16 protein-coding genes and 1 pseudogene are annotated in these 19,787 nt (G+C 62.7%); 8 read left to right on the top strand and 9 right to left on the bottom strand.

The window, feature by feature from the left end:
* Nucleotides 1–332 precede the first annotated feature (332 nt).
* Nucleotides 333–1,163 (bottom strand): serine/threonine protein kinase, encoded by an 831-nt coding sequence (locus IPP90_07230; protein MBL0170515.1) that lies wholly within the window; start codon nt 1,161–1,163, stop codon nt 333–335.
* 14 nt (nt 1,164–1,177) lie between these two features.
* Nucleotides 1,178–1,745 (bottom strand): annotated as a pseudogene (locus IPP90_07225) (RNA polymerase subunit sigma-70).
* A gap of 129 nt (nt 1,746–1,874) precedes the next feature.
* Between IPP90_07225 and IPP90_07220 the strand changes: the two are divergent.
* Complete coding sequence (locus IPP90_07220; protein MBL0170514.1) at nt 1,875–4,235, top strand: hypothetical protein; 2,361 nt, start codon at nt 1,875–1,877, stop codon at nt 4,233–4,235.
* A 647-nt stretch (nt 4,236–4,882) separates the two neighbouring features.
* Here the strand turns inward: IPP90_07220 and IPP90_07215 are convergent.
* On the bottom strand, nt 4,883–5,317 hold the full coding sequence (locus tag IPP90_07215) for a GntR family transcriptional regulator (GenBank protein ID MBL0170513.1): 435 nt from the start codon (nt 5,315–5,317) through the stop codon (nt 4,883–4,885).
* 159 nt (nt 5,318–5,476) lie between these two features.
* Here IPP90_07215 and IPP90_07210 point away from each other — a divergent pair, with 159 nt between their 5' ends.
* Together IPP90_07210 and IPP90_07205 are read left to right on the top strand one after the other, a co-directional pair.
* The gene (locus IPP90_07210) at nt 5,477–5,674 is read left to right on the top strand and encodes a hypothetical protein (GenBank protein ID MBL0170512.1); all 198 of its coding nucleotides are present in this window, start codon (nt 5,477–5,479) and stop codon (nt 5,672–5,674) included.
* A gap of 174 nt (nt 5,675–5,848) precedes the next feature.
* Complete coding sequence (locus IPP90_07205) at nt 5,849–6,346, top strand: hypothetical protein (GenBank protein ID MBL0170511.1); 498 nt, start codon at nt 5,849–5,851, stop codon at nt 6,344–6,346.
* A gap of 23 nt (nt 6,347–6,369) precedes the next feature.
* Here IPP90_07205 and IPP90_07200 read toward each other — a convergent pair whose 3' ends face one another.
* Complete coding sequence (locus tag IPP90_07200) at nt 6,370–6,762, bottom strand: type II toxin-antitoxin system VapC family toxin (protein ID MBL0170510.1); 393 nt, start codon at nt 6,760–6,762, stop codon at nt 6,370–6,372.
* The gene (locus tag IPP90_07195; GenBank protein ID MBL0170509.1) at nt 6,759–7,058 is read right to left on the bottom strand and encodes a ribbon-helix-helix protein, CopG family; all 300 of its coding nucleotides are present in this window, start codon (nt 7,056–7,058) and stop codon (nt 6,759–6,761) included. The genes IPP90_07200 and IPP90_07195 overlap by 4 nt, the downstream gene beginning before the upstream one ends.
* 132 nt (nt 7,059–7,190) lie before the next feature.
* Here IPP90_07195 and IPP90_07190 point away from each other — a divergent pair, with 132 nt between their 5' ends.
* Nucleotides 7,191–10,532, top strand: coding sequence for a PD40 domain-containing protein (locus tag IPP90_07190; GenBank protein ID MBL0170508.1), 3,342 nt, complete (start codon nt 7,191–7,193; stop codon nt 10,530–10,532).
* A gap of 9 nt (nt 10,533–10,541) precedes the next feature.
* Nucleotides 10,542–11,720: a potassium channel family protein gene (locus tag IPP90_07185; protein ID MBL0170507.1), complete on the top strand. Its 1,179-nt coding sequence runs from the start codon at nt 10,542–10,544 to the stop codon at nt 11,718–11,720.
* On the opposite strand, the gene IPP90_07180 is transcribed toward IPP90_07185, so the two are convergent.
* From IPP90_07180 to IPP90_07165, 4 genes are read right to left on the bottom strand one after another with little or no spacing between them, the layout of a single operon-like run.
* Nucleotides 11,694–12,428, bottom strand: coding sequence for a hypothetical protein (locus tag IPP90_07180; GenBank protein ID MBL0170506.1), 735 nt, complete (start codon nt 12,426–12,428; stop codon nt 11,694–11,696). The genes IPP90_07185 and IPP90_07180 overlap by 27 nt on opposite strands.
* On the bottom strand, nt 12,425–13,315 hold the full coding sequence (locus tag IPP90_07175; GenBank protein MBL0170505.1) for a DUF2911 domain-containing protein: 891 nt from the start codon (nt 13,313–13,315) through the stop codon (nt 12,425–12,427). The genes IPP90_07180 and IPP90_07175 overlap by 4 nt, the downstream gene beginning before the upstream one ends.
* A gap of 28 nt (nt 13,316–13,343) precedes the next feature.
* On the bottom strand, nt 13,344–13,748 hold the full coding sequence (locus tag IPP90_07170; GenBank protein ID MBL0170504.1) for a hypothetical protein: 405 nt from the start codon (nt 13,746–13,748) through the stop codon (nt 13,344–13,346).
* A gap of 14 nt (nt 13,749–13,762) precedes the next feature.
* A complete protein-coding gene (locus IPP90_07165) occupies nt 13,763–15,994 on the bottom strand; it encodes a S9 family peptidase (GenBank protein MBL0170503.1) in 2,232 nt (743 codons plus the stop codon).
* A 127-nt stretch (nt 15,995–16,121) separates the two neighbouring features.
* On the opposite strand from IPP90_07165, the gene IPP90_07160 reads away from it, so the two are divergent.
* From IPP90_07160 to IPP90_07150, 3 genes are all read left to right on the top strand, one after another.
* Nucleotides 16,122–16,511 (top strand): YccF domain-containing protein, encoded by a 390-nt coding sequence (locus tag IPP90_07160; protein ID MBL0170502.1) that lies wholly within the window; start codon nt 16,122–16,124, stop codon nt 16,509–16,511.
* A gap of 256 nt (nt 16,512–16,767) precedes the next feature.
* A complete protein-coding gene (locus IPP90_07155) occupies nt 16,768–16,968 on the top strand; it encodes a hypothetical protein (GenBank protein ID MBL0170501.1) in 201 nt (66 codons plus the stop codon).
* 387 nt (nt 16,969–17,355) lie between these two features.
* Nucleotides 17,356–19,785, top strand: a complete 2,430-nt coding sequence (locus IPP90_07150; GenBank protein ID MBL0170500.1) for a TonB-dependent receptor — start codon at nt 17,356–17,358, stop codon at nt 19,783–19,785.
* Nucleotides 19,786–19,787 lie beyond the last annotated feature (2 nt).

Below are 19,787 nucleotides of genomic sequence, written 5' to 3'. Positions count from 1 at the left end.
CGCCAAGGTGCCTCGATTGCGGCGGGCAAACTTCCTGGCCCGGTATGCCAATTTGCCGCGCCGCGCGGTGACCGTGGGCGGCTCCATGAGGAAGCGGCGGTTAGTCTCGACAAATGGTTTACCGAGTTGTAGCGACGCTGTGGATCCTTCCGCATCGCTACCAGGAATGGCGTGGAGTCGGGGTCTCCGCAAGGCGATGTCGCCGTGCGCCGCTGTCCGGTCCCGGAGCGACGGCATCGCTCGGCAGTGGAGGCCTCAAAGTCACAGACCACGCGATATCGTTCGGTTTGCGGCTACCGCGAGTCGAGTACGGTCTGTGGCCCGTCAGTACTTCAAAGAGCAGCACGCCAAGTGAATAGACGTCGGTAACCGTCGGACCGGTTCGCCCGGAGCTGTTCAGGGCTGGCGTACTCCGGCGTCATGGCGTGCACCGTGTCGGTGACCACGCTGCGGACGGCGGTGGCCTCAGCATCGAGCAACCTCGCGATTCCGAAGTCCAGGAGTTTCGGGACACCCGTGTCTGTGACGATGATGTTACCGGCCTTGATGTCACGATGGACGACCAGGTTCTGGTGCGCATACTGTACGGCCGCGCAAACGGTCCGAAACAGCATCAGCCGTTCGGTGACGCCCAATCCGCGTGACTCGCAGTAGTCACAGACGGATTGACCATCGACGAACTCCATGACGAAATACGGACGCCCGTCGTCAGTGGTGCCCCCATCCAGCAATCGTGCGATGTTGGGATGATCGAGTCCGGCGAGAATCTGCCGTTCGTGACGGAATCGGGCGAGAATGCGATCCGTATCCATGCCGCGCTTGACCAGCTTGACGGCAACACGAAATTGGAACTCGCCGTCGTCGCGCGCAGCGAGATAGACCGCTCCCATGCCGCCCCGCCCGATTTCCTTGAGCAGCCGGTAGCAGCCGACCCGCCCTCCTGACGGCAGCGGTTCCGTCAATGCATTTATGTGCAACGCGGCTGCTGGGGTCTCCATGAACTCGCCGGATTCATCGTGCGAGGCGAGGAGCGATTCGACACTTTCTCTGAGCGCTTCGTCAGCACCGGCCCGTCGAGCAACAAAAGTCGCGCGTTCAGCCGGCGGCTGATCGAGCGCGTCGAGAAACAACGACTTGACGAGTTCCCATTGCGTCGGAGTCATCGGTGTACGTCGCGCTATTCGCGCGTCAGCTCTCGTCGGAGCCATGCCTTTGCTACGCTCCATTCGCGCTTGACGGTAGCTGCCGAGATGCCAATCACGCCGGCCGTCTCGTTGATATCAAGCCCGGCGAAGAAACGCAGTTCAACTACGCGCGCCTGTCGCGGATCGAACGCGGCCAGTCGCGTGAGTGCTTCGTCCAGCTCGATGAGGTCGAGGTCTCGTCCGCCAGATCACGAGATCGATTCGTCGAGTGTGACTGGGTTACCTGACCACCGCGCTTGGCGGCGTTTCGCGCTTCGGCGTGGTTCACGAGGATGCGACGCATCATGTGCAGAATCCCGAAGAACTGGTCTCGGTCCATCCAGTTAACATGCCGTTGGTTACTCAGGCGAATGTAGGTCTTCGTGGACGAGAGCCGTCGGCTGCAGGGGTGTGATCGGGACGCTCGACTCGCAGGTAGCGCTCAGCGAGCGCATGCAGTTCGCCGTACACGGCGGGCAACAGCGCATCAAGGGCCGCCTTGTCAAGGGTCCTCCCGTCGATTGCGGACGTGGCGAGGTCGTGCGGATCAGGAGCGGACACAGGGCACCCCGGAGGATTTCGGTGTCGGATGAGCCGATCGGATGGCTTTTCCTGCGTTGGTAATGTAGCGGGAACTCCGATCTTCGCGATGATTAGCTGCGGCCCGCGCCCACTTCGGCACCACGACCAATGATCCAACCGACTCTCAAACGTGCGAGAAGCGTGCCAGCCTTGTATCGCGTCAGCCTGCTGGTCGCGTCCTGGCTGCTCTCCAGCTGCGCCGTCACCGACATCACGAAACTCGGCGACACCAGCATCTCCAGGATCTCGCCCAGTCTTCGAGTGGATACGTCGTTTGTGGGTGACACCATCGCCTACGTCATGCCCAAACTGTTCAGCCCGTCCTGCGAGAGCGACAGACTTTGTCAAGGCGTGGGCAATTTCGACCTGCAGTGGACCACGACGGCACCAAGCGTCGCCGCGGCGCTCAACAGCATCACGCACGTCGAATCAGGAACCGTCGCCAACCTCATTCGCAACGACGCCTATGTCCGCGTAGTTGGCGTCGGTGAAGCCACGGTTTCCTTTGCTCCCCTCGGGGGCATCACGCTCCGAAGCGGCGTCTCCTACACTCACCGGATCATTGTCCTCCCGTCACCGCCCAACATGCTTGATGCCCCGGACATCATTGTCCTGGCCATCGGCGACTCCACACTGTTACCGGCCGCGCCCCGGTACAACAATGGGTCGGCTGTGACCACCGGCGTTCTCGTATGGGGACCGTCGTCCAATCAGGGCGTCGCGGCGCTTACGCCGCTGTTCGGACTTGGCACGGGAGAGCCCGACGGGCAGGTGGTCACGTCGTCGCGCGATCCCATCGTGGTACGGGGCGTTTCACAGGGGCAGGCCACTATCAAGATCTCATACAAGAAAGCCACCTCGGATTACATGGAGCACTACAAGCCGCTTGCCGAAGTGAACCCCGCCAGCAAGGCGCCGAAATCGCCATTCTTTCTGGAGAAGACAGTGCTGGTGCTTGTGGGCGCGTCCGTGCGCGTGGTCACAGCCCCAGACGAGGGACCAGTGAACGACCCGAGCAGCGCCTCGACGCCTGTGCAAGTGGGCAGCGCGCGGCAATATCGTTTGATCGACCAGGACCACTTTCCGGTTTCCGGCGTGCAATGGCAGTTGGCGAATGCGGGCAGCGCGACGCTCAGTCCAACGGGGCTCGCGACCTGCGTGACACCCGGCACGGCGTCCATCAAGGGAACGAGGATCGGCACCGCGCTCAACGCATCGACCACGCTGACCTGCGTCGCAGTGCCGCCACCTCCTGTCATCGCCGTCACGCCGACCTCAGCCACCGTTGAAGTTGGCAAGAGCGCTTCGCTGGTGGCGACGGTTACCAACGCCATTGGCACTGTCGACGTGAACTGGTCATCGTCCAACGCGATCAGCCTGACCGTCGCGAAGCCCGGCAGCAACACCGCCACCGTGACAGGCGTCGCACCCTCCGCCAACCCGGTGACCGTGACTGCCACCTACGTGCAACCCGGAACTACGGTATCCGCAATCAGCCAGATCACCGTCATACCTGCGGTCGTTCCAGGGTACACACTCGCCGCCGGCGCGGTCAGCGTGGTGCAAGGCATCAGCGCTCCCACCGTAGGGACAATCGCCGTCACCCGGACAGGCGGCTTCGTTGGAGGCATCGGCACGCAGGTGAGCGGTACCCCGGCCGGTCTCACAGTACAGGCCACATCGACGAGCTTTACTGGCAACACGCTCACCTACAATGTGTCGGCGACATCAGCGGTCTTGCCCGGCACGTACCCCGTACTGGTGCGCGGCTTCAGCGCAGTGGCCGAACAACAGGCAACCCTGTCGGTGACGGTGACCGCCGCCGCGGCGGGACAGGTAGTGGCCGTGTACTTCGATCCGATCAACGCCGAGATCACGGTGCCGGCCGCACTCACGTACCGCGTAAAGCTGCTAAATGCGCTGGGGAACGAGGTCGCGCTCAGCAATGACGGTGGAGTGCTCTCGTACGAGTCGTCCAACGTGAACGTCGCGACAATCGCGGCCGTGTCGCCGGGACTTGCAGTCGCTACCGGCGTCGGAGCCACGGGGCCAACGGGAGTCACCACCATCACCGTGCGCTACACAAAGAACGGCCAGACCGTGTCTTATCAGACAGGACTGACGGTGTACAAAGTAGCCCCCGGATCGGATCACTTGGGCGCCGTGGAAATCCTGACGCCCACCGACCGGCGACGGCTTGCCGTCGGTGAATCGATGATCGTGCAAGTGCTCGTGCGCGATGTGAACGGAGTCCAGATCACGAATTCCACGAAGACCATCGAGCAACTCGGGCTACACTTTCCGCTGGCGCCCAATGCCGCGCTCACCATCACGCCGAACCCTCCGGGCCCCAATCCCGCCTACTTCTACACGATCACTGCGCGGTCCGTCACGCAAGCCACCGGCGTAGAGGTGCGTGCCGACCTCATAGGGGCAGCGGCATCGATCTACCTGATCGTCACCCCATGATCGCCACGATACCACTGTAGTGCCGTTTTCCGAAGTCGCGTAGCGGCAGTCCGCCGACTTAGTGCCATGAGCGGCACTATCTGACCAAGGTCTCTGAGGGAGCATTCGGCACCAACCAGGTGGTGCTGTTCTCTCAAGTCGCCTAACGGACGGGCACTGTGTCACCGCACCACGCGCTCGACCGACCTTGGATAACTCGCGACCACGTTCCAGCGAACCAGCTCCAGTGCGGCACCTTGTCGTGACGTTTGGGAACGAGGCGCCGACTGCGGTGCATTCGCGCGTCCGGATTCCGCCAGCATTCGCATTCCGAAAGCACGATCGTCCTCTCTCCATTTCGCCCGCAGGACACTCGTGCCCGGTAGCACTATCAGCGCTTGCTAGTAGCTGAATTGATACAAGTGAACGTCGGTACCACCGGGTTGATCGGTGGACAGACGTCTCAGGTTGTACTGACGTCGCATCCGCAAGCTGTCATTCTGCTTGAAGTCGCGGCCGACAACGTGCGTCACGTTCGTGGTTGGACCGAGACTTGACGACTGTCCGCGTTGCACGCGGCACGTCAAATGCCAGGTTATCGAGCACCAGCTTCCTTCCGAAGCGAGGCGACATCTCCCGAACAGCAATCGGAGGTTGCGACGAAGCGTTCATGCGTTGCGACCCGTAGTGACCGCAGAAGCGGCCGATTTTGAGACGCCAACTGGGGCCGACAGTTCCGCCCACCGCAATGACAAGGCATTCACCACATCGGCTTCTTTGAGCCCAAGCCGCATGGCCTCGACCACCAATTGCTCGACCTCGCGTGAGAGCAGCGCGCGACGTTCAGCAGCGGATGATTTTCGGCCTGCCGACACAACCGTACCAAGCCCAGGCATCACTTCCAGCAGGCCATTGCGCACCAACTCGGCGACGACTTTGTGCGCGGTATTTGGATTGATCTTGAGCGTCTGGCTCAATTCGCGGACCGACGGAAAGGCACTTCCTTCGACCAGTTCGCCCGACACCACCGCTTTGGTAGCGGCGTAGACGATCTGGCGGAACGGCGATTCGCCGGTGGTGAGCGTGACCGAGAACGGAAGCATGCATGTACTATGCACCCTAGTACACCTAGATATCAAGACCGACCACCGCAGTGCCATTTCGCGTGTTTCCAGGCGATTCGCTGAAACGCCCGCCGGCGTGCAGTTTGAACGGTGACTTGCCGGTAGGTTCGGCCTGCCCCACTACAACCCGACGCGATCATGATCTCTGCACCGACTGTCCAGCGCGCCCTGCTCGTCTCTCTGCTCGCAACCTGGGCGATGAGCACCAGCGCGACAACCGCCAACGCGCAGGCCGCCACCGACCTTCAGGCCGAGGTAGACGTTGGCGGCGGTGAACACGGTGGTGATGAGCGCACCGAAGATCAGGCCGCGAAGGGTGAGTTCCTTGGGTTTTAGGGAGGTAGGCATGGCGGAGATGGAAACTCCGATTTGGCCGGAAGGGAGGGGTGTGTCGGGCAATCCCCGCGGGGTTGTAAGGCAGGCCCAGATGGACTGTCACCCATGCCGCCGCATGATTTCTTGTTGGATGTGTCGTTCGCGATGGTTGACATCACAACCGTAGAGGTCGTTATGAAACTCGCCGATACGAATTACGACAACACCGAGACCGGCTGCTGCGCGCGACTCGACGTGGCGAAATGGAACGAGCGCGAATTCCAGTGGACCAACAAACTCTTCCTGAAAGACCATGTGCGGGCCGTGATGCACGTGCCGCTCAACATGGGATCGGTGATGGCCCGCGACCAGAAGGTGATTGAAGCGGCCGCGGCGTATCCGGAGGATCCCCTGTGGCTGTCCGACGAAGTATCGCCTTGGGGATCGGACATGTATGTGGCCGTGAATCATCCGGTGCCGGACGCCGACATGGTGCCACTGAGCGGGCACTACCTCACCAAGGTCTTTGAGGGACCCTACCGCGACGTCGGGAAGTGGTTGAAGGAGATGGACGCTTACGTCAGTGCCAAGGGGTACCACACCAAGCGGCATCTGTTCTACTACGCCACGTGCCCGAAGTGCGCCAAGCAGTTCGGCACGAACCAGGTGGTGCTGTTTTCCGAAGTCGCGTAGTGCATCCTCGGTAGGAGAGGGCCTTACGAGTCACGCGGCCCCGGTCTGTACAACATCAGACCGGGTACGTCGCGAAAGTCCTTCACGTTCATGGTCCAGAGTTCGGCACCGCGGCAGATCGCACACGCCGCGATCGCGAGATCGATCTCTCGCCCACGCGGATGGCGCAGGGCACGATACAAATCCGCTGCGATAGCCGCCTCGTCGGCACCAAACGCAATCGCGTTCTCGCCAGGCCACAGTGCCTCCTGCACCGCCAGTTCCTCGTCGCGGCGAGGTCCTCGTTGCCACTCATAGAGCACCAACGTCGGTATCGCGATCTGCTCACCACTCTCGATTGCCTGGCGCAATGCGGGCGCCAATCGTCGACCGCCGGTCAACGCATCGATCAATACCGAGGTGTCGAGCAGAATCACTTCGTCCGTGCCGCTGAAGTACGTCGGCCACCCGATTGCCGGGCGCGTCTCAACGCCGCGAGCTCGGTATCCGCCGCGTCCACTGGGAGGAGCGGTATTCTCGTCAGCAAATCATCAAACACGCTCAGCAGACGAAGCCGCTCTTCTTCGCTGGTGCGTCCAGCGCGCGCGGCATACTCTGCCACGGCCTCCCGTACCACGGCGCTCTTGGGAATACCAAGGCGCAGCGCCGTGCGATCAATCCGCGCCGAGGTGTCTTCGTCGAGCGTAAACGTCATTTTGACGGTGCGTGCCATACTCTTACCATACCACGGAGATTTCGATGGTGCAAGGAGGGCCGCCCTCCTCGCTGAATTGGGAGCCGCCGTGCAGTTTGGATGGTGACTTGTTGGCAGGCTCGGCCTGCCCTACCACTACCCGACGCGATCATGATCTCTGCAACGACTGTCCAGCGCGCCCTGTTCGTCTCTCTGCTCGCGACGGGTGCGATGAGCATCAGCGCGACGATCGCCAACGCGCAGGCCGCCGCCGACTCCTCGCGTCGCACAGCACCCAATGGCGAACTGCCGCTGATCCCGACACGCCCGCTCAAATTCAGCACCGACGAGGGCACCTGGCTGTCATTGGACCTCTCGCCCGACGGACGCCTGATCGTGTTCGACCTGTTGGGCGACATTTACACCCTGCCGGCCACCGGCGGCGGCGCCACACGCATCACCAGTGGCACGCCGTTTGACGGACAACCGCGCTTCTCACCCGACGGCAAGTCCATTGTGTTCGTGAGTGACCGGTCGGGCAGCGAAAACTTGTATCTCATCGACCCCGACGGAAAGAATCTCCGCCCGCTCACGCGCGGTGCGAATCAGTCATTCGTGTCACCCGATTGGACACCCGACGGCGAATACGTCGTGGTCTCGCGCAGCAACGATTTGTGGCTGTATCATCGCCAGGGTGGGAGTGGACTCAAGCTTACCGGACAAACGCCAGCCGCAGGCGGCGGTGGCGGCGGCACCGCGCCGGCCAACTTCATGGGTGCGTCGGTCGCACCCGATGGCCGCTATGTGTATGCCAGCGCGCGCACAGGTCCAGCCGGCTACAACCAGATGATGGGCACCACGCAGGTGGTGATGTACGATCGCAGCACCGGACGACTCGCCACACGCACGCTCAACCTCGGCACCGGCTTCCGCCCCGCCGTCAGCCCCGATGGCAAGTGGCTGGCCTACGCGTCACGCAAGATGGCCGTCACCGGCCTCAAGTTGCGCGATCTCGCGTCGGGCGATGAACATTGGCTGGCCAGCGAAATTCAACGCGACGACATCGAGTCGCGCGGCTCGCGTGACTTGCTGCCAGGGTATTCGTGGACACCCGACTCGAAGGCCATTGTCCTGGCGCACCACGGCAAGATCTGGTCGCACGATGTCGCCTCGGGCAAGCAAACGCAGATCCCGTTCACCGCGCAGGTCGATCAGATGCTTGGCGACCTGGTGCGCTTCAACTACCCGGTGAACGACACCACGCTCACCGTGCGACAGATCCGCGGGGCACGTCCGTCACCCGACGGCAAGCGCCTCGTGTTCTCGGCGCTCGACCGCTTGTGGACGATGGATCTTCCGTCGGGTACGCCGAAACGGCTCACCACATCTACCGACGGTGAACATGCGCCGGTGTGGTCGCCCGATGGCAAGTACATCGCGTACGTGTCGTGGACGGAAGACGGTGGCGATATCTGGCGCATTGCGGCCACTGGCGGACGTCCGGAAAAACTCACCACGCAGACGGCGTTCTACGACGACATCATGTACTCCCCTACGGGATCGCGCATTGTCGCCGCCCGCGCACCACGCACGCAACGCGCGATCATCAACGACGAGATCAATCCCAACCTCGTCATCACCGATCTCGTGTGGATTCCCGCGGCCGGTGGCGCACCGAACTTCATTTCCACACTCACCAACGCCGCCGGACCGCATTTCACTGCCGACACGTCGCGCATCTGGCTGTACGAAGGTGGCGACGGCCTGGTCTCCATGCGCTGGGACGGCACTGATCGGCAGGCGCACCTGAAAGTCACGGGATATCAGGCGCCGGGCGGCGGTCCCAATGCCCAGGCACGACCGGCCAGTCAACTACAGGTATCTCCCGACGGGCGACGCGTACTGGCGCAAGTCGACAACATGCTGTTCGTGGTGCCACTGCCAATGACCGGCGGCACGACGCCAACGGTCTCCGTGCAGCAGCCCACGGGCGGCGCGGTGCCGTTCCGCCGCCTCTCGCGCATTGGCGGCGACTTCATTGGCTGGAATGCCGATTCACGGAGTGTGTTCTACTCGTTGGGTCGCTCGTTCTTCCAGTACGACATTGCCCGCGCCGATTCTCTGGCCGCCGACTCGGCGTTCAAGGCGCCGCCGCGGCCCGCCGCCGCCCCAGCGGGTGGTGCCACCGTCGCCGCGGGCAAGCCGGTGTATGACGCCGCCCGCATCGATGTCACCATTACTGCCACGAAAGACCGCCCTACCGGCAGTGTGGTGTTGCGCGGTGCGCGCATCATCACCATGAAAGGCGACGCCGTGATTGCCCGCGGTGATGTGGTGGTCACCGGCAACCGCATTGTCGGCGTGGGCGCACAAGGAAAGGTCGCCGTACCCGCCGGTGCCCGCGTGATCGATGTGTCCGGCAAGACCATCATGCCCGGGCTCGTTGACGTCCACGCGCACATGTGGCCGCAATGGGGCGTGCATTCGCCGCAACCGTACATGTACACCGCCAATCTCGCATATGGCGTGACCACCACGCGCGATCCGCAAACGTCGCAAGCCGATGTGATTTCCTACGGCGATGCGGTGGACATGGGACAGATCATCGGGCCCCGCATTTACGCCACCGGCCCCGGCATTTTCGCGCAGGACAACGTCTCCAGTGCCGATGACGCCAAGGACGTCATGAAACGGTATTCCGAGTTCTATCTCACAGAAACCATCAAGCAGTACCAGGCAGGCGACCGGCGTCAGCGGCAATGGATTGCCATGGCGGCGAAGGAGCAGAAGATCACGCCCACGCTCGAGGGCGGACTGGACTTCAAGAAGAACATGACGGAAGCGATGGACGGCTATGCCGGCATCGAGCACACATTGCCCATTGCTCCCATGTACAAGGACGCCGTTCAGCTGTTCGCACAAAGCGGCACCACGTGGACGCCGACGCTGCTGGTGCAATACGGCGGCCCGTGGGCCGAGAACTGGTGGTACGAGCACTATGACATTCTGAGCGATGCCAAGCTCACCCGCTTCACGCCGTTCTCCGAACTTGAACGGCGCGGACTGCGTCGCCCGCAGTGGTTCCGCGACAGCGAATACTCATTCACGCTGTTCGCCGAGCAGGCGAAGAAGGTGGTGGAAGCCGGTGGTCGTGTGGGGCTCGGTGGCCACGGTCAGCTGCAGGGGCTTGGCGTGCACTGGGAACTGTGGACCATTGCCAAGGGCGGCATGAAGCCCATGGACGCGCTGCGCGTGGCCACGATATTCGGCGCCGAGTCGATTGGGCTGCAGCAGGACATCGGCTCGGTGGAGGCCGGCAAGCTGGCCGATATTCTCGTGCTGGATGGCAACCCGCTGGACGACATCAAGAATACCAACACCATCCGCTACGTGATGAAGAACGGACGGGTGTACGACGGCAACAGCCTGGCGGAGCTGTGGCCGAGGCAGCGGCCGTTGCCAAGGCAGTGGTGGATGGCCAACGATGTCGCGCCGGCAGCGGTGGGACGATAGCAGCCTCGCGTGCGCACCATCCTCGTGGGCTCCGGGCATCTTGCCCATCGCATTCGTACGCTGATCAGCGCCAGCGGCGGCGAAATCGTTTCGTTGTCCCGGGAGCACGTCCGCCCGACATCCGAAGGCGAGCCGACGTTCGAGTCGATTGTTCGCATGGTGCGCGATGCGGGGCACGGCGGCATCGCGTCGGCGTACCTGGTGGATGATCGCGATGAGGTGAATCTCGAGTTCCTGATCGCGCTGATGTCAGTGGATCGCCGCCTGCCGGTGGTGGTGGCGCTGTTCAACGAGAACATCGCGCCGCACTTGCAGGCGGCCAATCCCAATGTTCGCGTGCTCAATCCTGCGAAGATCGCTGCGCCGGCGTTTGTCGATGCGTTGGATGCGCCGCTGACGCACGCACTGGGCTACCGACCGGTGCGCATCGCCGACGACCGGATTCGGAAGCCCGTCGATCCGCTCATCATGAAGCTCAGCCTGGGCTTCGTGTCGATGCTGGTGGCCGCCACGGCGTATTTTCACGCCGCGCAGCAGCTGTCGTGGATTGACGCGCTGTACTTTGTCACGGTCACCGTCGCCACGGTGGGCTATGGCGACATCAACCTGCTCAACGCCAGCACGGTGTCCAAGCTGATGGATATCGGTCTGATTCTGGGCTCGACCGTCTTCATCTGGATGATTTTTTCGCTCACGGTCGATCGCATCATCAAGCGGCGGGTGCAACTGGCGCTGGGTCGGCGCACGTATACGATTCGCGATCATGTCATCGTGTGCGGACTCGGGCGGCTGGGCTACTTCATTGCCGAAGGGCTGCTGGCCCGCGGCGAGCACGTGTTGATCGTGGAGCGCAATGAAGACTCGTCCACGATTGAGCACTTCCGATCGTTGGGGGCCGATGTGTACATCGGCGACGCCCGCCTGCCGCGCGTGCTGAAAGAGGTGGGCGTCACGCGCGCCAAGGCGCTCTACTCCGTCATCAACAACGACTTCGTGAATCTGGAAATCGGCCTCAACGCACGCACGTTCGAGCCCAACCTGCGGCTGGTGCTGCGCATATACGACGACGCCATGTCGGCGCGCATTCGCGAGCAGCTTGACATTCACCTCATCTTCAGCATGACGGCCATCGCCGACGAGAAAGTCTTTCGCGCGATGCCGTCAGTCGCCGCCGCCACCGCACCCTGACGAACAGCCGGAACCGCCATCGCTGCCGGAGTCACCCGACCCGCTGTCGCTGTCCGTGCCGTGCGCGTCACCCCAGTCCGATCCGCCGCCGCCGCCGGAGAAGCCACCGCCTGACGAATCGGCGTTGAACTCCGGCATGTCGAAGTGCCCCGGTGTGTCTCCATGGCCGTCGAATTGCTGGTACAGGGGCACGTCTCCACTGCCCACTGCCGCGCCTGAATCGGCCTGCGCGGTGGCGTCATCACGCTTGAACTTGGGCGTACCCCAGATATCCCACGGCGGCCGCACGTTGAATTCGGCGCGATAGCGGGCCAGCGTCGCCTCGAACTGCTGCGCGTACACGCCAGTCTGCTCCTCGCTGGGCATGAGTTCCGGATGATGATCGAAATCCCGCTGCAGCACGTCACGACAGAACTCGCGATAGGCGCGCGTGAACAGCAGGTGCTCATGCCACACCGTATCGATCACCTTGGAGGGCGTGACGATGCCATCGCCGGTGACGCCAAGGAACACGAACTTGCGGTATTCGTCGATGGCGCGCAGTGCAAAGTGCGTGCTCCAGACGTGTTTGCGGGCGATCTTGCTGGCAAACGCCTTGGTGGAGGCATCGGTACCGCCAAAGGCTTCAGCGACGCGGCCCCACAGTTGGGTGGGGACGATGTCAGCGAAGTGGTACTGCCGCACACGCAGCCAGAGATCCCTTTTCATGGCTTTCGCCGTCCGGTGAAGTACAACTCGTCATCCTCGCCGCGCACTTCAAACGTGACGGGTTTGCCCGGCACCAGGGTGAACGTGAACATCATATCGGGCTTCAGCACCTCGTAAATCACGCCCTTTTCGTAGAGGCCGGCGGTGAAGACATTCGGGCCGACGCGCATCAGCGCAAACGTCTTCATGTAGGGGTCCTCCGGCTCGAAGCGCGCCTTGAGCCCGCCGCCTTCGTACGTCACGATCACACGCCCGGAGTCGGCCTTCGCCTTCCCCTCACGCATGGCGTAGACCCCCACATAGGGCGCCGCGTCTTTTTCCGGAAGCAGATCGGATAAGGACGGGGTGACCGTGAAGTCCGCGCTGACCTGCGTGCGGGCCCAGCGCATGGCCAGCGTGCCGCCGTTGGCGCTGAGGGTCGGGAAGGAGAACGTCAGCACTTCTTCAACCGCCGCGGAGTCGACGCGCAGTGGCACATGAATCTGCGTGCTGTTGGGCTTGGGGTGATCCATGTGGAACTGCTTCCACTTGGGGTCGAGCAGCATGGTCCAGGCGCTGTCTTTCCTCACCACGAACCACACACCGTACTTGCCTTTCGGCACACGCTTGGTGCCGATAGTGATGTCCTTGTTGGTCTCCAACAGCGTGGCCCAGTTGGCTCCCGGGGTCCACACTTCGCCCCACTGCACCGCTTCGGTACCGAAAATCGGCCAGCGCCCGCGCATGCGCGGTCGTGAGTACGTCACCCGAATGGTCGTGCCGTCCACCGTCTGGGCCACACTCTGCAACTCACTGGCGCGAATCTGCGCGTCCGCACGAGTGGGAGCGGCAACAACAGAGGCGCCCACCAGGAGCATGGCGACGGCGCGGGGGAAATTCCGGGTCATGAATGAACGGGGTAAGTGGTGGTGCACGTCAGCCGTACTGCGCGTCAATGGCGATGCGAATTTCGTTGAGTGACTTCCTGGCTTTGGCCATCCGAACCGCCACCCGCCCTTCGCCCTGACAGATGGGGCAGCTCTTGGCCATCGCGTCGGCCTCGTAGCAGGTGAGCAGCGATCGGTGTCCGTTGAAGTCGGCGCACCCGCAGTGACACCCGATGCCGTCGGCAATCTGCGGGATGGCGCGGATGCCGTCGAACAGCTCAATCAGATCCGGTGAACTGGCGAGTTGCGCGGCCGTGAGCACCTTGGCGCCCGTGATCCCCCGCCGCGGCGTGGGATGGATGGCCGACGGCACCACGAGCGAGCCGCGGGCACGCAGGGTCGCCGGCACGAGGACACTCACCAGCGATGCCAGCACGGCGCGACGAGTCAGCATGGTGGAGTGCACGGCTAGTTGGACGTGACCTTCGCCTTCGGCGCCTTGAGTCGCTGGTCGTAAAACTCCACGATGCGCTTTTGCATGTCCAGGAAATCCTCGGGCGTGGCGGTGCCGCCGCCATGGCCGCCGTTGGCGTAGTTCACCCAGATGCACTCCTTCCCCAGCCGCCGCAGGGCATAATACATCTCGCGCGTATTGAGCGCCGGGACATTGGAATCCTGCTCCCCCGTCACCAGCATCAGCGGCGTGGTGATGCGATCGGCGAACATCACCGCCGAATGTGCGACGTACTTCTGCGGCTGCGCCCACATGGAGGCGCCAATGCGATCCTGCGTCTTTTCCGCCGCATTGATGTTGCGCACTCCGAGACGCGGGCTGTCGGTGTAGAAACTGATCATGTCCACCTTGCCAGAAATATTCACCGCCGCCTTGAATCGATTGGTTTGCGTGATGAGCAGATTGGTGGCATACCCGCCGTAGCTCTGTCCCTGCACGCCCAGCCGTGCCGAGTCGGCAATGCCCATCTCCACGAGCTTGTTGGCCGCGGCCGTAACGCCCTTGGCCCATGCCTCGCCGGGATAACCGATTTCGAAGTCCACCGCCGGCTTCACGAACACATAGCCGGCGCCGGTGAGCACGTTGGCGCGCACATCAAACGTGTCGTCAAAGAAATCCTCGTAGATCTCAAAGACCGTGGGATACGCCTTGGTCTTGTCGTAGTCGGCAGGATAGTACACCACCATCTTCTTGGCGTGACCGTCCGCGTCCAGGTACGTGTGCAGCTCGGTGGGTCCGATTTTCCGCGCGGCCAGTTGGGGATTGGTCTCCACCAGGCGGTGCAGATCGGTCAGGTCGGCGTTCGCGACATACAGGTCGGGCGGGCGATTGCCGTTGGCCACGTTCAGCAGCAGCGTCTTGCCGTCCTTGGCAATGCGCAGCTGTGAGTACGAACGCCCATCCTTGATCAGCTCCTTCAGCTGTTTCGTGGACCGGTCGTAGCGCAGGATGCCGCGCTCCCATTTCTGTCTCGACGCAGAGGTCAGGTACAGTTGGCGACCGTCGGTGCTCCACCCGGCGAACGCGATGCGCGGCATGGTCTCGCTGGAATCATTGGTGGCCGCGACTTTCTCGCGCGCCCCGGTATTCACGTCGGCCAGCCACAGCCCTTCGCGGTTGGACACCAGCACGGCGTCGCCAGCCGGGCTATAGCGAACCACCGAGAAGCGCTCCAGCGCTGCCTTGTCGCGTGCCGCCTTTGAGGTGTCGGCCGCTTCGCCGCGTCGCGGTTCGGGCGCACCGGCCAGCAGCTTTCTTGTGGTGTCGGTGATGCTCGCGAGATACACGCGACCGCCATTCGCGTACGCGTAGTGCTTTCCGTCTTCGGCCCACTGGATTTGCATGCCACGCGTGGTGGCGTGCAGCACGCGCTCTACGCCCGCTGAGTCGCGCACCCGCAGTGAGGTTTCCGCACCGCCCAGGCTTTCGTAATCCGTCTTGCTGACAATGTCACGCGCAAACGCGATGGCACTGCCGTCTTCGGCCAGCGTGTAGTTCGCCAACGGCTGCTCGGGGATGGCCTCTCGCGTCTGGCCCGTGGTCACGTCCAGCGTGACCACGCTGCGCACATTGCCCTCGCGACGAATCGCATCCCACGCCAGGAACGGGTCCTTGCTGCTTTGCACGAACACCGGCGTCACGCCGGTCATGGTGGCAAACGTGTCCCGCACCTTCTTGCGCCACTCCAGCGTGTGCACGGCGAACACCAACCCCTTGCCGCTCGGCGTCCACCGTACGTCGCTGTTCTCCGCCACGTACTTGCCCGCCGACAGCTTGAGCGTCACCGACTTGGAGGTGGCCTTTGTCCAAATCACCGGCTCGTACACATCGCCGTTGAACACCAGCATCGCGAGTCGCGCACCATCTGGCGACCAGCGCATGGCGCGCACGCTCTTCTTGTCGACGAAGATCGGCTGTGTCGCTCCGGTCTTCGTGTCGATGAGCATCACGCGAGTGGGTGCGCCGCGCACGTACGTGGGGTCGCCGTCGCGGCGGAAGTCCTGTCCGTAGGCGTCGCGACGCACGGATGATGTGGCCGCGATAAACCGCCCGTCATCAGTCAGATCACCGATCGTATAGCTGACAATGCCCAGGGCGTCGTCGGCAACAAAGGTGTTCTCGGCGGTGCGGGTCGCCGAGGGAACAAGCGTGGCCAGGGCGAACGTGACGGCGGCGGAGAGGCGCATGGTGTCGGTGGCGAGAGGGCGGCCTCGTCGGCGGATTGCGACTACGACGCGGCCTGCGGAATGTGGGGGTCGTCACCGACCCTCGCCAGCACTGAATCCCGCCATGCGCAGCGCCGTACGATGCACCATGACGCTACTCCTCAACATCGTCTTCTTCGTCTTCGGCGGCGGACTGGTGGCGGGGCTGGCCTGGCTTGTGGTCGGATGCGTGCTGGCTATCACCGTTGTGGGCATTCCGTTCGCCGTTGCCGCGTTCCGCATCGCCGGATTTGCCGCCTGGCCGTTTGGACGCACCCTCGTGGATGTGCGGACGCTGGGCGAACAACCCATTGTCGGGACCGGTGTGGCGAACCTCCTGTGGATCGTTTTCGCCGGGATCTGGCTGTGGATTGCGCACGTGGCGGCTGGGATCGCGTACTGCGTGACCATCATCGGCATCCCCTTCGGGTTTGCGCACTTCCGGCTGGCGGCGGTGTCATTTGCGCCGCTGGGGAAGCGGGTGGTCGACCTGCCCTAGAGCAGTGTCTCCGTCGTCATGGCGGTTATCGCTGAGCGGTGGGAGCGGTGATGGGCCGGAGGGGTGAGCAAGGGAAGCGTTGAGCGCTGGAGGGGTGAGTCGGCGAGGGGAGAACCCAGTCCCGCCGTAGCGGCAGGCCTCCGGCTGGTCAAGGGACTTCAGGGACCGGTCGATCGTCCTTAATATTGATCGAAAGTATCCCCTTTCGATTTCCATTTTTCGACCTCGACAGGCCTCTCGGCCGAGCTCCCTAGCCATGTGGAACGAACTCTGCGATGACCAGCACGACGCGAACACGATGAAGGTGATCAACCGCGCCGTTATGACGATTGTTGTCTGCTTCCTCACGTTTGGCGGCTACGCCATCTCCACGCGTTTGGGCGCTGGCGTCCCGCCAACTTCGGTGTCCTATGGCACCGAGAAGGCGCATCCGACAGCCACGGTATTCGGGGACTGATTCGGCGGGCTGTTCAACGCGGTGAAAGAGGGGGCGTGATCCATGTGATCGCGCCCCCTTTTTGCGAGCCTAGGGTCCCGAGAAACAGCACCGCCAAACGCTTCCCCTATGAAGATGGTATCTGAAGTTGGTGGGGCGTCCAGTCGACGTGTCGCGAGATTGGACGTTCCGGTCATTCGCATAGCACGTAAACCATTTGACATCATATGGTTATGGCATAGGGTGCGGCAAATGGCAGGTGTTGCCGACACGTCCACATCGGAGTCCGCTCCACGCAATCTCGAGCAGCGGACGAGCCCTCCAGGCTGTACAGGCAATCGCCCCATCTGACTCATGCGACCTATCAGTATTTCCGCATCACTTCTGGCGGCGTTCGTCGCTACCGCTATGGGTAGCACTTCGCTCAATGCACAGGGGTCTCCGCGAGAGCGCAGCGTCACGCTCACAGGCGTGGTCCGGGATTCGACCACGGGCGAAGTGCTGCCGAACGCGCGGGTGAGCATTGCCGCGATCGCGCGCACGGCACAAACCAACGCTGACGGTCGATTCACGCTCCTCGGCGTGCCGGCCACCGCACAGGTTCTGCTTATCCAGTACATCGGGTATACCACCCGTCGGCTGGCGATCAACGCAGATACCGTCAAGAGTCCGCTGGCGGTGGAGCTCTCGCATGCGGTCGTGCGATTGGCCACGACCAACGTCGTCGGCGCCACTGATGCGGCGCCAACGGTGGTCGCGATCGGGCGCGAAATCAGCCAGCTCTCCATTTCGACGGCCCAGGTTGAAGCGATGCCATCGGTTGGTGAAGCGGACGTGTTTCGCACGCTGCAAATGCTGCCGAGTGTCGCCGGCGCCGGCAATGGCACCGCCAGTCTTTCGGTTCGCGGCGGCAAGGCCGACCAGAACCTGGTGTTGCTCGACGGTATGACGGTGTATCACGTGGACCATTTCTTCGGACTCTTCAGCGCGTTCAACACCGATGCGCTCAAGGATATTCAGTTGTATGCGGGTGGTTTTCCGGCCCGTTACGGCGGACGCGTCTCGTCGGTGATCGATCTGACCGGCAAGGCGGGGGACGAACATCAATTTCGTGCCAGCGGCGGCGCCAGTTTGTTGAGCGCGCGCGGTGTGGTGGAAATTCCGCTTGGCCGTGGTTCGATCCTGGTGTCCGGACGCCGTTCCTACACCGATATCATTCGCAGTGGCCTGTACAACAAGCTGTTTGACTTCGCGGGGAGTCAGGGGACCTCCCAGGCGCAGGCCGGACCGGCGCGCGGCGGATTCGGCAATCGTTTTCAGCAACAGTCGGTCGATCCATCCTTCTACTTCTACGACTTCAATTCAAAGGCGACTTACCGCCTAAGCGACAAGGACGTCGCGACGCTCAGTGTGTATCGTGGTCTCGATAACCTCGATCAGTCCCAGTCACTGGGCGGCGGTGGTCCGTTTGGCGGACAAGGCGCGGGCACATCATCGACACTGAACGATATCACGGTGGCCAGCAATCAGGGTGTGAGCGGTCGATGGTTTCGGCAGTGGTCCAGTCGACTCAGCTCCGATGCCCTGGTGGCCTCTTCACGGTACGAGAGCAACAGCGACCGCACGGCCAATGGTGGCACACCCAACGGTGGCGCGCGTTTCAATTTCGGTTTCAACGAGACCAACACCGTCAACGACGTGACCGTACGAATCGACAACACCTTGGACCTGGCCTCGTGGTCTCGCGTGGCGTTCGGGGTGTGGAACACTCACAACACGGTCACATATGACTTCCTTATCGGCGGCACCGACACCACGCAACGCGGGCGCAATACCACCCGCGATGGCGCCGGCACGCTTTCAGCGGCGTATGCGCAGCACACCTGGACGCCGACGCCGACCATTGACCTCACCACGGGTGTGCGGGCCAATCGCTACAACGTGACGGCCGCTACCTACGTCGAACCGCGTCTCGCCGCGGGATGGCAACTCACCCCTTCGCTTCGACTGAAGGCCGCCTGGGGTCGCTATCACCAGTTTGTCAATCGCGTGGAAAACGAAGACGTTCTGCAGGGGAGCCGCGACTTCTGGCTGCTCGCCGATACCGCCCTGAAGCCGAACGCGTCAACGCACAGCATCGTGGGATTGCTGTTCGATCGCCCGTCATGGGCGCTGAACGTGGAAGCCTATGACAAGACGCTCGAGAATGCCACGCTGTTCTCGCGACGATATCGCCAGGCATTCGGCGTCAATACGGGAGCCTTCTTCTTCACGGGCGAGGGACGTTCGCGCGGTCTGGAGTTCCTGCTGGAACGAAAGATCGGCACAGTGACCGGCTGGGCCAGCTACACCTTGGCGAAGTCGACGACTCAATTTGCCGACGTGGATCAGGGGCGCACGTTCCCCACCTCACAAGACCAGCGACACGAGTTGAAGGCGTTCGGCACCATGCAGCTTCGCAAGTGGGACCTCTCCGCCACCGGAATTTTCGGGTCCGGCCGACCCTACACCGCACCCATCAGTCAGTACCAACTCAAGCTCCTGGACGGATCCACGCAGAACTACATCAACGTGGGCGACAAGAACGGCGAACGCCTGCCATCGTATCAACGCATCGATCTCGCGGTGTCGCGCACGATCCGGACCGAAGGGCTGTTTGATTGGCGCGTCGGCATGTCGTTGTACAACATTGCCAACCGGCGCAATGTGTCATTCCGCAAATTCGACCTGAGCACCGACCCGATGACGATCTCCGACGTGACGCAGCTGGGATTCACCCCAAGTATCGACATCAAGTTCACGCGGCGCGGCCTGCGTGACCCGATAGGGAACAACTGACC

Source organism: Gemmatimonadaceae bacterium, from assembly GCA_016720905.1.
Classification (GTDB): domain Bacteria; phylum Gemmatimonadota; class Gemmatimonadetes; order Gemmatimonadales; family Gemmatimonadaceae; genus Gemmatimonas.
The sequence above is the reverse complement of the archived record's forward strand: the minus strand, read 5'-3'. Positions and strand labels throughout refer to the sequence as shown.